The sequence below is a fragment of the Desulfosporosinus sp. OT genome, from assembly GCF_000224515.1.
Taxonomy (GTDB): Bacteria; Bacillota; Desulfitobacteriia; order Desulfitobacteriales; family Desulfitobacteriaceae; genus Desulfosporosinus.
The window spans coordinates 53,516-68,743 of the sequence record NZ_AGAF01000169.1; the positions used below are offsets into that span (position 1 = coordinate 53,516).

The following is a 15,228-nucleotide window of genomic DNA, read 5'->3' on the forward strand; positions in this document are numbered from 1 at the left end:
ACTTTGTGTGTTTCTGTACAAATAATTCACACTAATAGTATGCTCTCCTTGTCTGCAAAATAAACCCTCCTGCTTATTAGAATTGCTTGCTTAAAATTGTAGTTAAGTGATCAAGCGTAAAGCATTCATACATTTGGCAAGATGGTAGAAACGCTTTAACGTAGGAAGTCTCTATCCAACGACGCTCAGGAAGTGTATTCAGCCATAGTACCTGGCGGAGATGACGACGGATTCCACCTAGTAAAGTTGCTGCTCTTTCGCCTTCAAGAGTTTGGGCATCACTAACAATAAGAAGTAAAGTTTGTTTAGTAAGTGTATCAGGAAACTTTTTTTGCAAAGTGTCCAAGGCAATAGCTAGGTTAGTCCCTCCCCCCCATTCTTTCCCACTCACTAGGAGGGCTTCTTTAACCATTGCTTCGAACGTTTGCCCTTTCCGGAGTTTCCCGGTCAAGGGAATTAACGATTCCCCAAAGGCAAAGGTTTTTATCCCATTGACAACGTTGGAAAGGCCGTATACGAATTGCCAAATAAATTCTGTATATTTAAGCATAGACCCTGAAATATCACATAACAAAATAATCCTAGGCCGTCCCTTGCGGCGACTGCGATAGCGTCGCTCTACAAGCACTCCACCATAACGAATATTTTTACGCAGTGTGGAGCGCATATCTAAGCCACCCCGCCTTCTGTCTGCCCGATAGCGACGTGTTAACTGGCTGGCAAGACGTTGACTTAGACGGCGGATTAAGCGAATAACTTCCGGCCATTCTTCAGGGGAAATTTTCTTTAAATCACGACTTAAGACCTCAACTTCTCGTTCATGAAGCGCGCGATCCACTTCAGAGAAAACGCCATCCATAGAACCGGGTGCCAGAATCGGCTCATCCTCTTCATTTAACTTCTTGCGCCAATACTCTAATGATCCTCGAAGAACCCGCTCAACCATAGGCTGATGCAAATGATCTACTGGAGCCCCAATTTTCGAACCCATTGATGATTTCTCTAAAAAGTCGCGTAGGCGTTGTTTATCCTTCTCAGGAAGACTGGCATAAACAGCCCGCTCTTCTTCAGTAAGATCCAATTCATTCCCTTGAAAGCGCAGGTCCTGGTGGGTACTCTCTATCTGCTCATTCCATTGGGTAGCTTTCTTTTCTGCTTCCTTCTGCCAAGCCTCTTTTTGTTCCAGAGACGCAAAGTAAGCTCGGAAGGCTTCCTTGAACGCAAAAATATGTCTGTAATCCTTAACAAGGGTCGCCTGCAGTACAGCCTCAACCTTATCTCGATCGACCATTCCAATGACTCTTAGCCCTTCCGTTGCATCTGAAATCTCCGAAGGGCTAACTTTAAGGCCAACCGTTCTTAATAATTGTGCAAATTCTACTAAATGCCGATCCAATTCACTAACTCTGTTGGTGTCCATGGCAATGCCTTTCTCCTTGCGCCCCTTTGCTAGACTCAACCTTGCTTGATTCAAAAAGGAGGCGTTCGGCTCCCATCTCCCGATAGAAAAGTTCCACATCCTCCTGACTCTTAAGCAGCAAAGTCAGGGTTGCATCCACCCAAGCTGGTTCCAGACCGGTTTTACCCATCACGAGCAACGCCTTGGCCCAGTCCATTGTTTCGGAAACAGAAGGAATTTTATTTAAGGAAAGGCGTTCCCTCAGCACGTTAACGGCCCTCGCCACTTCTAAAGCTAATCGTTCCGGCAAATCGGGTATTTTAGCCCGTAGAATACGGACTTCCTTCTTGACCGAAGGAGGCTCCACATGAAGGAAAATACACCTTCGTTTTAACCCATCCGAAAGCTCACGTTCTCCATTTGACGTTAAGACAACAATCGGGCGTTTTTTTGCATGGATAGTACCCATCTCAGGAATCGTAACTTGAAATTCACCTAAAAGTTCAAACAGAAAGGCCTCGAATTCCGAATCCGTCTTGTCGATTTCGTCAATCAGTAATACCGTTCGCTCCTCACTCAAAAGTGCTTGTAACAAAGGACGGGGGAGTAAATATTCTGTGGAAAAAAGATCTTCTTCCTGCAGATGCTCTCGACCCATTTGAATCTTTAAGAGTTGACGCTGATAATTCCATTCATAGAGCGCTTTCGTTTCATCCAGTCCTTCATAACACTGCAAGCGAATCAAAGGAGCCTCAAAGACCCTACTTAACACTTTAGCGATTTCTGTTTTACCCACTCCTGCTGGTCCAGAGACCAAAAGTGGCTTATCCAACTCAGTTGCTAAAAAGGTTGTCAGCGCGATCCGATCATCCCGCTCTGTAATATAGCCAATTTCTTCCAAAATGTTTTCAAACTGATCAAGCGTCATCTGATTAGGCATCTAATCTCCCCCTCCAATTCGATGTTCGATATTTGTGGTTCGTGGTTCGAATAATTAAACTCGAACCACGGACTACTAACTTCGAACTATAAATCTCGAACTACTAGCTGCTAACTACGAATCATGAACCTCTAATAGCGTCCTCGTATACCTTTTCATAACCCTGTACAGCTCGGTCAACTGGAAATGTTTCTCGCGCCCAATTCACAGCTTGTTCAGAAAAAGCCTTGTAACGCGAGTCATCCGTCAATAGCTTGAGTACAAACTCACTCATCCCTTGGATGTCACCGACTTCCGCAAGATAACCTGTTTCACCGTGTTGAACCACTTCAGGTAAACCACCAACCCGGCTGCAAATCACCGGAACACCACAAGCCATCGCCTCAAGTGCCACTAAACCAAAGCTTTCTTGGGCCGAAGGAAGCAGAAAGACATCAACCGTCTGTAAAATCTCCTGAACACTTTCCTGGCTCCCAAGAAATTGAACTTTCCCCTCAAGCCCAAGTTTTACAACCTCCCGTTCAACCCGATTCATCTCCGGTCCGTCTCCGACAAGCAAGAGCTTGCTGGGAACAACCTTCTCAACCAGGGCAAAGATGTTGACCACATCGACAACCCTTTTCACTTCCCGAAAATTCGAAATGTGAGCCAGTATTTTTTCTCCATGCGGAGCAAAATGACACCTACACCTTTGCAGCGATTTCTCCGTTGGCAGGTATACTTTTGGGTCAATAAAATTGGGAATAACCTCAATACCCTGTTCTAACACGCCAAAGGCCTCTTCCGTCTCCCTTGCCAAGGCGCTCGAAACAGCCGTAATCCGATCACTGACTTGCAGTGCCATACGAGTCAACTGAAAGAACTCTTCATAAGCCCCCACCAAAGTGACATCCGTACCGTGCAGCGTCGTCACGAGCGGGAGTGGCCGTGACATCATTTGTTTAGCCAAATACGCACTAATGCTGTGTGGAATCGCATAATGGGCATGAATCACATCGAGTCCCACATAGTTCGCGACTTCGACAATTTTATTGGCCAATAGCAATGTGTAAGGCGGATATTTAAACAAGGGATAACTCACGTCAGTGACTTCATGAAAAAACAACTGCTCATGAAATCTATGTAGTCGAAAGGGTCGAGCTGAGGAAATAAAATGAACCTGATGCCCACGCTCTCCCAGAGCATACCCTAACTCAGTCGCAACAACTCCACTTCCCCCATAGCTAGGGTAACAAACTATTCCGATTTTCATTTATTCGCACCTTCTCTTAATCCAGCATATTCCAAAGATCATAAAACCTGAAGGCTCTTCTGCCAAGTCCCTCGGCTCAAGGTGCTCTGCATCATAACTCCAGCTCCGCATCGACATCTTTTTCTTCAAAAATGCTAACAATTCTCGACTGAACTCTCTTCAAAACCTATTGGCATAACGTCTTGGATCGCTTCTCCAATAATTCTTTGAATATCATTGACCATACGCGAAACCTCGAATTCCGCCTCTAAATATTCTCTAGCTGTGGGGTTTATACTTACCAAACTATATAAACGTTCTAGCTCTTGCTGCTTCTCCTCGCTGATCTCTTGATCCAACATTTGGGCCTCACGAATCTCCCATTGTTTCAATTGAAATTCGCGGAGCATCTTGTGATTACTCGCATCACTCTTAACCTTTTCTTTGGATTTGAGAAACTGCTTGAATTCATTCGATTCTTTCAACGTACGAGCCAATTCATGGGCCAAATCATTAGCAGCCATATCTTATACCTCTCCTCTGTCCCCATCTCTATCAATAGTCTCATTATATAGAATTTCCAGACATGAGACAAATAAATTCCCCACATCAAAAAGCCTTTCATGTGGGGCATAAAGAGAACACTTATATTTCTTGACTGGTATTAACAAGGTCTTCCAACAGATCAAAGGCCTGTAATCGGCTAAAAGACAGTAAATCATCCCATTGCTCCCGGCTAATAACCCATGGGCAATGAACAGCCTTCCGACTGGCAAATCCTAACGGGCTTCCACCATACATTTTTTCCAAGCGACGTTGAGCAAGGCTTGCCAGCCCTGGCGCATGAGCATTACACGTAATCGGTTCCAAGCAAAGGACAGGCTCATTCTCATATGTCACCAGTAAACTAAATTTGGCAAGCTGTTTTATAGTTACTTTCCCACGCTGAATGGAGCCCTGCAAAGGAACAGGATCGGGCTGAATAACGCCACCTAGTTTACGCCAAAAGTTTCTTTCAGCTGAACTAGCACCGGAGACGCAAAAACCCACTGCCCCCATATGACGAGCAAAACGAACTGCAAAGCGAGCGAAATCACATTCCACATGTCCTTTTAATGATAATCCATCCAAAATAACAAGCCGCTCTGAGCGACTTAGAGTTAGTTCTCCAATCCCTGCTTCCCCCAGTTGAAGTACATTATATCCAGGTAACATACGAATCTGCGGTTCTAACCCAGTTCCTTTTTCCGACAAAAAGGACCCCAGGGCTTGTGCCCAATCTTCTAGGCCATCTTCATTCCATTCGGATCGGGGGGAAAGCTCAATTTCTATCCAAGGCATTTGCATGTCTCCTTCACAAACCGACTTAACACTTACTAGTGTTTCACCGGAATGTAAAGTCTATCCCTTAAAATTACATATCTCAAGACATCCGAATCATTCCTAATCTCCCGTTGAAATTTTAGCGCAGCCGTTCTAATATAGTCCAACGCTGCTCCAAAAAATCATAGAAGAGTAACCAAATAATCTGAAAATCAGAAGGTGGAACGACAATCCTTGAGGCATAAGTCTTAAAATTGTACATGTGAAATAAGGGCGAAACAACACGAATTAAAAGGGCCAAAGGATATTCATGACTGTATCCTTTAGCCTTTTCGCTCTTTTGTTGCAACAAAGCATTAAGGCGTCCAATATATTCCTCAATGTATTCCGGGGGATGATCATGCTCATGGGATCGTCCGAGAATTAAACGCGCCTCCTCTGAATCGTAGAAAAGGTGGGTCACCTCCACACCTAGGCGTCTTCCATCCAGTTGATTCTGGATCACAATGTCCGGTCGATCTGCATGCTCGACAATCTCATAACTCGTTTCTTGTTGGATATTTAATATTTGCACCAAGGCCTGTGCCGCACTTTCTTCAAGGAGCCATTTTTCATCGAACAAATCCGCCAAAGTAGGCAACCCCCTTCACCAATCACCCACGCCATAAAGACATATAGTTAAATAATTATAGCATGAAAGGTTCTGTTCAGGGCTTAAAATGTTACTCTAGGGAATAGCTCACTTTATCTAAACTTGCAAACCCAATAACCGAATGGACTCCGATCTGACGTAACAACTGAATCGATTCGTCAATATCCCGCCCAACAACCTCTGCTGAGTGGGCATCTGAGCCTAGAGTGAAATCAATCCCCCGTCGCAGAATTTCTTCCCTCAGATGTTGATCGGGGTAAAATTCTTGCACAGGTTTATACCTGCCATTCGTGTTCACCTCCAAGACTAAACCGTGCCTGGCAACGGCCGTTAACGCCTGATCAGCAAGCACTAAAATATCCGTTCTAGGTCGTACTCCAAAAATTTTAATAAGATCGAAATGACCAATGGTCGTAAATAGCCCACTGTTTGCGGCTCGCGTCACAATTTCAAAATACTCACTGTAAAGCTCATCCGGATCTTTCCGCCAGTGCTTGGGTTCCTCTTCGGGCATATCAAAAGCCCATCCGTTAATCTCGTGGACTGACCCTATCACAAAATCAAATGGAAATTGCTCCAAAAGGTGTTTGATTCTTCCTTCTTCATTCGGGCGATATTCTGCCTCCAGTCCAATTCGAACGTCTAAATGAGGATAGTCTTTAGCCACTTCCCGGATCAACGGAAAGTTCATTTGCTCCCAGTAATAGTCATGATCGGCAAATCCAATCTCCTTCAACCCCCGTCGAGACGCTTGATCCAAAAAGGCTCGAATATTTTCCCTGTTTGCTTCCCGATCGTTATGCCCGACAAGATGAACATGCAAATCTAACATCTCTTAGTTCCTCCCTATCACTAAAGAGTTTGCACTCCAGTCATTACCATTAAATAAGGATGTGTATGAAGTTCTGAATGAGCTGTCTTCGTGGTTGAAGCGAGTAAATCTGCCATGAAATTACCGGTTAATTTTACATCCGTCCGTCCGACAATCTGACCCTTCAAAATGCGTAAACTATGAGGGGCACTCAGGGAGTACGACCCTGAAACCGCCTCCTGAGTATGTAATCCAAGTACGGATAGAACAAGCACACCATCCTCCACACCCTGTAAAGCCTCGATCCAGGGAACCTCGGCTTGATGCTTAAGGTAGAGTCCCGCAGTTCCTTGCGGTAGAGCGGTCGGTTTCGCACCCCAGCGCACGGCATCTTTAACCCGCAGAAAAGGAGTCTGAAGTTGTCCGTCACGAACCAACACGGTAAGCTGCGCAGGTACTCCTTCAGGCGTAACCAGATAGGATCCCGATTCCAGCGGACGGAGTGGGTCAATGCTTAAAGAGAAATGCGGATGAAACACCGTTCTGTGTTCAACAAAATTCTCCTTGGAAAAAGCACCTTGCCCCTCAATCACCCGATCTCCTGAAAAATTAGGGAGCACAAATTGCCCCAGCATCTCCTCCGTCATCGAGGGCGCAAAGATTACTTGAGTCTGGGGCCCAACTGGCGGGGCTTCCTTTTGCATTCCCTCGTACTGATTCACTGTCAGTGACCACAAATTCTCCTGTTCTTGCGGACTACTAAGCCGCCGCTTAGCAAACCCGCCCCCAATCAAGCTGTCAAAGGAAAACCAAGACATGAATTGGGATTGTTGATATGTAACCGCCAGCCCTGTCGATGTCCGAACATGCCGATAACCCCAGGCAACTTGAATACCTCCCTGCATCTTGGCCTTCGAGGGTTTATCGGTTAACCAGCGCTTGACTTGATCAAATAAAATATCGTCAGCCCCGGCGATGACTTTTTGTATTGCTCGATCCTCAACAGCTACCAGCGGCAACGGCTCTGGAGAAGGGATATGTGTTGCGTCTGGGTCTTGATAGGACGCCTGCCTCCATTGTTCCAATTCTCTAAGCCAATACCCTGGATCGTTAAGCGATGACAACTGAACCATAGCCTGACTGCATGTCCCATCCGCCCAGACCAAGAAAACTTCGCCACTTTCACCTTGACGATAACTTGGTGGAGTATAAACACTCCCAGAGGAATTATCTTTGAGACCCAGGGACACCGCTTCCGATTCATGGACCAAAATACGCCAAGCAGATAACCTCAGTTCTTCCTTCTTCGGGGCCCGCTGAGACTGATATAGAAGATCCTCTAATTGTGCGACGAGTTTCATCCGCGTTCCCCTCCCAAACTGACTTGTTGATCGGCATCCATAAGCAGATAACGATGGCTTCCACCACTTGATGGAACAGATTGTCCACCCTTTCCACAGGTGCCAATGGCATCATAACACCCTTCGCCAAGCCCTCCCCGAATCGCTTCCAAGGCAGAAAGAATCTTCCCACTAAAGATCGAGGGCTGATAAATTGGAAGATCAGGATCTGCAACATCGATGATTCCGTCACATTGAAAGACAAAGTCTCCTGTTTTAGGATTGACTTGACCGCCACGATAACCCAAAAGAAGTAGATTTTTTTCTCCCTCTCGTAGCTCACCATATTGTAAAAGAGTCTCCCGCACGGCCTTCACTTCGTCCATTAAATGCTCCGCTGGCGTTAATGGAAACATGCGATCAACAAGCAACCGGATATTACTCATTCGCGGTAGCGGAATATGTCTATAGCTCTCTGCCCGTCCAGCTCCGCTCACAGGCATTCCTGCTTCTTCAGCTGAGAAGACATCCCCCAACCCTGCTTCCAAAACTCCATCCCTAACTATCGTCACAGTTTGTCTGGGAAGCCCATTGGCAGAATAAGGTTGATACGCCCAATCTCCAACGAGTGGACCATCGATAATATTAACACCCGGCCTCGCGACCCGTAGACCCTTACGCAGTTTACCTTCTTCACCCAATACGGACTCTGTCATGTGATCCGACTCCACCGCATGTCCAAAAGCCTCATGTGCAAGTCCCTTTGCGAGGCCATAGTCAATAATGAGTGGATAATGACCACTCGGTAACTGGGACGCAGCACATACAGCACGAGCAAATTCAGCCCGGTCCGTCGCCTTTCTCTCGAGCATATGATCCTCTAATTCTTCAAAAAGCACTGTCGCGTCCTTCCCACTACGATGAATCAAAGCGCTCTGGGCCTTGCCCTGATTCCGTACCGTCCCTTGATGCATAAGCACCGCTCTGGGAACGACAAAAGACACCAACGTCCCATCGGTACGCCCGATACACCACTCCTCTTCGACCTGACGATAACTCGTTTGCCAGACTCCCTCGGGAAAAACACCCCGCAAACGAGAGTGTAAGGTCATCACCTTCTCCTCAAGTTCAACTAACGGAATTTCTCCAAAAACCTTTTGGGCAGGATTTGCTTCTTCAGCCTGAACTTGAGGGGCCTCCCAAATTTGGCGATTCTGTTTGGTCCCAATTGCTTCATTTCTGCGGGCTAACTGAATAGCCTTTTCGACAAGTTTCTGCCCAACCCCTTCCTCTAACACATCCGACGTAGCCAAACCCGTTGCCCCACCTCGCGTGAATGCCTGGACTCCCAGACCACTATCCCAGCCTGTTGATACCCGTTCAAACTTTCCGTTACTTAAGCGCATACTCCATTCCCGGCGAGATTGGGCCCGTACGATGATATAGCCATTAAAAGCCCCAACCTCTGCCAAAACTGAGCGAACCAACGCTTGAATCTCCTTTTGTTCCACGATTAACCTCCTATAATTAAGCGTATCTGCTCTTTCTTATCCAATGGAGTTATTATACCACGTAAAAAAACCTAAACCGCTAAAGTCGATATTCGCAGTCAAATAGTTAATCAACCTACCAGCCCTTTCTGGGCCGTACCCAAACTCCCATTATTTCTACCCAGCACCAACCCCTGCGAAAGTGGCCGCCTAGTTTCAGTGATGTCAGTTTATACTTTCTAACTAGTAAAAAATATATCCCGGGGCTTGTATAAATGAGAAAGCCTCGGGACACACTTTTAATAGTCTCACGTTTTCTTTTTTAATCCCCACTCCTCTCTTTTACTTCACTTGCGACGAATAGTTCGTCGCAAGCTTTTTTATGCCATCTACCAGCGCATAAATAAATACAACAAAGCGCTGTGCTGGCAGTCCCTACTTTCCAGCACAGCACGTTGCCATTTTCGGCAAGGCACTAATCTCAAATGTCCTTATAAAATACCCAATCTAGTCTAATAATTTAACCATTAGCTTTCGTTCCTCGGCAAAGCCGAATTTTTCATAGAGGTGGAGTGCTCTCACATTATGACTGGTGACAGCAAGACCGAGATATGGAACACGGTGTTCACGACAATACTCTTCCGCAGCCTCGAGCAATAAGCGACCTGCCCCTTTGCCTCTCCACTCCGCAAGGACACCTAAATCCATGATCCATCCCTGATTCAGACCAGTTATTTCTTCCCGTGCTGAAGCATGAAGAACCAAATACCCGATTGGTTGTTTTCTTTCCGTCTCCAGATTTGATTTTCCCTCTTCTATTGGGACCTCCGCAATAAAGACAATTGATCCTGACTGCTGAATCCAGGTCCAGAATCCTTTGAGCATAGCCTCTCTGTAATTCAGCGTTTCTTCCGTTGGCTGTTTGCGCCAGGGAGAGATACTATCTATAATTCCTATTTTAGACAGGGCATACATGAAAGGCCAGTCGCGAACATCCCCTTGACGAACTCGCATAAAATCACCTCTTTGGCTAACTTATGCAAGTGTCGGTCCGGTGTCACTCTCTTCTTTCTGATTATTTTCCGAACACTGCTTAGTGTTCTTTTTTCTTTTTTTATTGGCAGATAATTTGTATTCCTGTAATTTGCTTAACTAAGTAAAGCATGAACCTGTTTAAGCTTTTCACGAATCGAAAGTTGATACGGGCAGCGTGTTTCACACACCCCGCATTCCGTACAGGCATCAGCTTTAATAGCCGTTCCCAGGTAGCGATCCAGTGACCACTGCTTTAAATTATAGCGATTATAATATCCCTCGAGTAGAAAAAGTCCTGGTATATTAATTCCTTCAGTACACGGAAGACAATACTCACAACGACGGCAAAATTCCTGCCCTAGTTCTCCTTTTTCCAACTCCAGTACTTTGGCATCTTGTTCAGTAAACGTTTGGCTCAACTGAGCACTGTTTTCCTCAATCTGTTCTATTGTATCCATTCCAGGAATAACAACACTGAAGGATTTCTGCAGCAGAAACCTCAACGCAGGCCCAACTTGTCGCAATGCCCCTCCAGCAAGTGGCTTCATAATAATGGTGCCGAGTCCCTGCCGTGTAATTTCTGCAAGTAGTTCTTGACGATTTTCTTGCTCAATATAATTGTAAGGGAACTGCACGGAAACAAACGAATAATCCTTAATAAATCGGGACAACGTTTCCGGGAGATGCCCAGTAATCCCAATATAACGAATCTTCCCCGCATCACGGGCTTTTTCCAACGCCTCAAGTCCCCCGCCCGGCGAAGTTAGTTCCGCCCACTCCTCATCCGTTCGAACATTATGTAACTGATAAAGGTCAATCCAATCAGTCTGAAAGTTACGTAGACTCCGTTCAACATCTTCCGCCATAGCCACGCCGTTTCGGGCCATACTTTTAGTAGCCAAAATGACCTCTTGCCGAATCCCCTTTAACCCAACCCCGATCTTCTCCTCACTGTCCGTATAACCACGGGCCGTATCAATAAAATTAATCCCTTTTTCCACTGCTAAACGAAGCAATCCGTCAGCATCCGTTTGACTAACCCGTTGAATCGGAATTCCACCAAACCCCAACGGAGCTACCCACAAATCAGACTTTCCTAATCTTCTCTTTTCCATTTTTTCAGATCCCTTCGCAAGCCCAACGCTTTTATTTCTTATACTATTTATTTCGTCCATAGGCGCAACACTACCCAATACTCCCTGTTCTTCACTCCCCCTTTTACCCAAAAAACAAACACAGCGCATTTGCGTTAATAACGCAAACAGCGCACATCCCCCGTTCGTACCAACTTCCGTCGACCCACAAGCCAGGAGGAAGTTTCTTAGCTTAGAGAGCACTTTAGTTGAATTGCGTCAATGAGCGCAGTCGATAAGGCGTTAAGAAACGCAACGGGACTTGTCCATGACTCGAACAGGACGTTCGAGGTTAGAGCATCGCCCGAAGACACTGTCTTCGCACGTATTAGCCTTCTTGCAGGATGGCAAGGAGCGGCGCACATGCGACGGAACAAGGATGTTCCTAGTGTCGAATGCGCCAAGGATGGCATGGCATTCGACCAGAAAGCCCAGAGGTTTTGCGTTTTAGCCTTAGCGACAAGCGAATAGCAATGGAACGTGTGCAAACGTGCTAAGAAACTGACTCCCCCTCCCGAAAGGAGCTGAATCCTCTTGTATGTATTCACCCTAATCCTGGGCCTTGCCCTTCTCCTTTGGGGGATGAAAATGTTACGCCAAGGGCTTCAGTCCTTTGCCGGGCATCGCCTCCGCCAAGCTCTCCTGCAGATGACCGCGACTCCAGCACGAGGATTTTGGAGTGGGGCAATATCCACAGCCCTGCTTCAATCAAGTACTGCCTTGACTGTCATGACTGTATCTTTTGTGGATGCTAAGCTACTCCCCTTTGAAAATGCCCTCGCGCTAATCTTAGGTAGTAACATTGGAAGCACCCTGACCACGCAACTTCTCGCTTTTCCCATGGAACGCATAACCCCCTGCATAATGATTCTCGGCGCTTTGGGCTATCTTTTTATACCGACCCGCTGGAGATTTCTTTGCCTATCTATCTTTGGTCTGGGTATTCTCTTTTTCGCTTTAAGCTTACTCCATGCAGGCATGAGCCCACTCGCTGACCGTCCATCGATCCAACATCTCCTCCGGCAACTAGGCGACAACCATCTCAAAGGCGTCCTCGCTGGTACACTACTGTCTGCCCTACTTCATTCCTCCACCGCTACGACGGGCATTGTCATGCTCCTCACCGAGGACGGCCGGATTACCCTCCCTACTGCACTCGCCTTCATCTTTGGTGCCAACATTGGCACCTGCTTTACCGCTGTTTTAGCTGCTCTAGCCTCCTCACGGGCAGCAAAGCGGGTAGCTCTATTTCATATTTTACTTAACGTATTTGGAGTCCTACTCTTCTTACCCTTTGTCGGACCACTTGCCTATGGCCTCACTCTCATGGGCGGGAGCCTCTCTCGCCAAGTTGCTAACGCCCATACACTCTTTAATCTTCTTTCCTCCGTACTAGCCTTGCCATTATTACCTTGGGCAACTCGGGTCCTAAAAAAGATTCTCCCATGAAGCCCCAAGACGCAGTGTGACACGAACGCGAGGTCTTTACACAGAATAGCATACTCCGTGAAATTACCCAAGATTCAAGACGGTGCACATGAAATGTACCGTCTCCCGATGCTACCACAACTTAAGATGCGACTCAAGATCCGTTCCTTCTCCCGTTCTTATTCCGTTTCTTTCGTTCTCCTACCCAAGCCCAGGACGCAGTGTGACACGAGCGCGACGTCTTTACACAGAATTAGCATACCCCATGGAAACCACCCAAGTTTCAAGACGGTGCACATGGAATGTGCCGTCTCATGATGCTATCACAACTCAATAATGCAACTCAAGAAACGTCCCTTCTCCCGTTCCGTTATTCCGTTCCTTCCGTTCACCGACCCAAGCCCAGGACGCAGTATGACACGAGCGCGACGTCTTTGCGTAAGCAGATTTAGCAAACTTCCGTTAAAGCGACCAACCCCATACACGGGGCAGTGCACAGGGATGTGCACTGCCGCCAATGCGCCAAGGATGGCGCTTTTGGCACGATAGTCTCCAGTGGAGATTATCGCCGTAGGCGGGTTCTTTAAAATAATGCTATCGCCGAAGGATGTACCCCGCTCCCCAGAGAAGGAGCTTTCACGGTTAGTTTGCTCTGCGTCGTAAGACTGAGCGCTGTGTCATACAAGTCCCCTCACACAAGTCCCCTGCTCAGCCCAAACGTTTTTTCAATTAAATCGCAAATCCCTTGGGCATCATCCAGCCCAAAGCAAGGAATCCCGTTATTAAACGAGATATCACTAGCAATGGCAATAAGTTCCTCTGGGTTGGAAAAAAGCTCCTGATGCACTGCCGAACGATACACCTCTATCTTTGGTTTGTTTCCGTGCTTATACCCCTCGGTAAAAATCACATCCACCCCCTGAATTCGGGCAAGGACCTCATCGAGGGACTGATCGCCTGTGACGCTCTCTATAATTGCAATCTTATGGGATGAGCTGATTGCCACAACATCTGCACCAGCTTGGGCGTGGCGCCACGTATCTTTGCCCGGTTGATCCATTTCGAACCCATGAACATCATGTTTCAGGGTCGCTACTCTCCACCCGCGGCGCTTTGCTTCACGAATAATCTTTTCTAAGAGCGTAGTCTTCCCAGAATTAGACTTTGCGCCCACAATCGAAATAACAGGAATTTGCTGACGTTCATTCATTCTTAATTCTCCCAGTCTGCAATCCATTCTGCTCTCAGAAGTTCCCCAGGTTCTACCGCCCCATGATTTGCAGGTACGTCCACCAAAAGATGACTACCAATCATGGAACGTAGAATTCCTGATCCCTGAGCTGGAGCAAGGTCTGCCCAAATTTCACCATCTTTAAGCACCCCTTGAGCACGTAAAAAGCGGCGTTGTTTCCCTGGCTTTCTAAAGCCGCTTGCCATTTTGACCAGGAATTTTCCGGCTTCGACAGCGGAATGTCCCGCCAATTTTCGGAGCGCCGGCCGAACTAAAAGTTCAAATGTCACCATGGCAGCCGCGGGATTCCCTGAAAGAGAAAAAAGGAGTTGCTTTCCTTTTTGCCCCACTGAAGCCGGGGTCCCCGGCTTCAAGTTTATTTTCCAGAATAACATTTCACAACCAAACCGAGTAAGAGCATGGCGCATTATATCATAATCACCCACCGAAGCCCCACCCGTAGATATTACTATATCCGTGGCCGCAACTCTTCTCAAGGCTTCGAGAGTGTCATCGATTTGATCAGAAACAATAGGAATCACTGTGACCTCATAACCAGCTACTTGGAGCATCCCGCGTAACGTATAACTGTTGCTATTATAAATCTTAGCTGGTTGTAAAGGTTGCCCCACATCCATAAGTTCTGTTCCTGTGGAGAGTAACCCCACACGTGGTCGACGATAGACGTTGACATGACCACAACCAACCGCTGCGAGCAAACCAACGGCTGGTGGGGTTAGATAGCAACCTTTCCTCAAGAGGATGTCCCCTTCTTTAATCTCTTCCCCTCGGGGTACAACATTGGAACCAGGTAACACCGGTCGCAAGATCGTAACTTTATCCAGCGCCGACTCGGTGTCTTCTTTCCGCACAACACAGTTGGCACCTGGAGGAATCGGAGCACCAGTAAATATCTTCGCTGCCTCACCCCTAAAGATTTCACGTTCTGACCAGGTCCCCGCCGGAATTTCACTCACAATCTTAAGCTGGAGCGGTTGAGAATCGGACGCCGAGGCTAGATAAGCGTATCCATCCAGTGGCGAACGCGCAAACGGTGGCATAGCCATTTGCGATGTCACGTCCTGACCTAATACACGATGATAGGCGTCTGTAATTGAAACGTACTCAGTTTCCACTGGATGGATACGCTCAAGGACTATCTCCTTTGCCTCTTCTAATTCTATCATTATTTTCATACATCTCTATTCCTTCCTC

General features: G+C 46.9%; 15 protein-coding genes. 2 read left to right on the forward strand and 13 right to left on the reverse strand.

Going from position 1 to position 15,228, the window contains the following annotated elements; all coding sequences use genetic code 11:
* Positions 1-76 precede the first annotated feature (76 nt).
* The 11 genes from DOT_RS16330 to DOT_RS16380 form a co-directional block, all read right to left on the reverse strand.
* A complete protein-coding gene (locus DOT_RS16330) occupies positions 77-1,420 on the reverse strand; it encodes a VWA domain-containing protein (protein ID WP_009621049.1) in 1,344 nt (447 codons plus the stop codon).
* A complete protein-coding gene (locus DOT_RS16335; protein ID WP_009621051.1) occupies positions 1,401-2,339 on the reverse strand; it encodes a MoxR family ATPase in 939 nt (312 codons plus the stop codon). Before DOT_RS16335 ends, DOT_RS16330 begins: the two co-directional genes overlap by 20 nt.
* A gap of 121 nt (positions 2,340-2,460) precedes the next feature.
* Positions 2,461-3,591: an N-acetyl-alpha-D-glucosaminyl L-malate synthase BshA gene (gene bshA / locus DOT_RS16340; protein WP_009621053.1), complete on the reverse strand. Its 1,131-nt coding sequence runs from the start codon at positions 3,589-3,591 to the stop codon at positions 2,461-2,463.
* A gap of 134 nt (positions 3,592-3,725) precedes the next feature.
* Positions 3,726-4,094 (reverse strand): YlbF family regulator, encoded by a 369-nt coding sequence (locus DOT_RS16345; RefSeq protein WP_009621057.1) that lies wholly within the window; start codon positions 4,092-4,094, stop codon positions 3,726-3,728.
* Positions 4,095-4,215: 121 nt separating this feature from the next.
* On the reverse strand, positions 4,216-4,911 hold the full coding sequence (locus tag DOT_RS16350) for a hypothetical protein (protein ID WP_009621058.1): 696 nt from the start codon (positions 4,909-4,911) through the stop codon (positions 4,216-4,218).
* A 121-nt stretch (positions 4,912-5,032) separates the two neighbouring features.
* Positions 5,033-5,524, reverse strand: a complete 492-nt coding sequence (locus DOT_RS16355; protein WP_009621060.1) for a hypothetical protein — start codon at positions 5,522-5,524, stop codon at positions 5,033-5,035.
* 91 nt (positions 5,525-5,615) lie between these two features.
* On the reverse strand, positions 5,616-6,377 hold the full coding sequence (locus DOT_RS16360; protein WP_009621061.1) for a histidinol-phosphatase HisJ family protein: 762 nt from the start codon (positions 6,375-6,377) through the stop codon (positions 5,616-5,618).
* Between the two features lie 20 nt (positions 6,378-6,397).
* Complete coding sequence (locus DOT_RS16365; protein ID WP_009621063.1) at positions 6,398-7,717, reverse strand: metallopeptidase TldD-related protein; 1,320 nt, start codon at positions 7,715-7,717, stop codon at positions 6,398-6,400.
* Positions 7,714-9,207 (reverse strand): TldD/PmbA family protein, encoded by a 1,494-nt coding sequence (locus DOT_RS16370; RefSeq protein WP_009621065.1) that lies wholly within the window; start codon positions 9,205-9,207, stop codon positions 7,714-7,716. The genes DOT_RS16365 and DOT_RS16370 overlap by 4 nt, the downstream gene beginning before the upstream one ends.
* Before the next feature lie 486 nt (positions 9,208-9,693).
* Entirely contained in the window at positions 9,694-10,200 is a 507-nt protein-coding gene (locus tag DOT_RS16375; protein WP_009621068.1) for a GNAT family N-acetyltransferase, read from the reverse strand.
* 134 nt (positions 10,201-10,334) lie between these two features.
* Entirely contained in the window at positions 10,335-11,447 is a 1,113-nt protein-coding gene (locus DOT_RS16380; protein WP_242833854.1) for an aldo/keto reductase, read from the reverse strand.
* A 129-nt stretch (positions 11,448-11,576) separates the two neighbouring features.
* Between DOT_RS16380 and DOT_RS16385 the strand changes: the two genes are divergently transcribed.
* Both DOT_RS16385 and DOT_RS16390 read left to right on the forward strand, forming a co-directional pair.
* Positions 11,577-11,825: a hypothetical protein gene (locus DOT_RS16385; RefSeq protein WP_040412492.1), complete on the forward strand. Its 249-nt coding sequence runs from the start codon at positions 11,577-11,579 to the stop codon at positions 11,823-11,825.
* 63 nt (positions 11,826-11,888) lie between these two features.
* Complete coding sequence (locus DOT_RS16390; protein ID WP_085930989.1) at positions 11,889-12,803, forward strand: Na/Pi symporter; 915 nt, start codon at positions 11,889-11,891, stop codon at positions 12,801-12,803.
* A gap of 670 nt (positions 12,804-13,473) precedes the next feature.
* Here DOT_RS16390 and mobB read toward each other — a convergent pair.
* Both mobB and glp read right to left on the reverse strand, forming a co-directional pair.
* Positions 13,474-13,992, reverse strand: a complete 519-nt coding sequence (gene mobB, locus DOT_RS16395) for a molybdopterin-guanine dinucleotide biosynthesis protein B (protein ID WP_009621075.1) — start codon at positions 13,990-13,992, stop codon at positions 13,474-13,476.
* A gap of 2 nt (positions 13,993-13,994) precedes the next feature.
* Positions 13,995-15,209, reverse strand: a complete 1,215-nt coding sequence (glp, locus tag DOT_RS16400; protein WP_009621076.1) for a gephyrin-like molybdotransferase Glp — start codon at positions 15,207-15,209, stop codon at positions 13,995-13,997.
* Between the last annotated feature and the right edge of the window lie 19 nt (positions 15,210-15,228).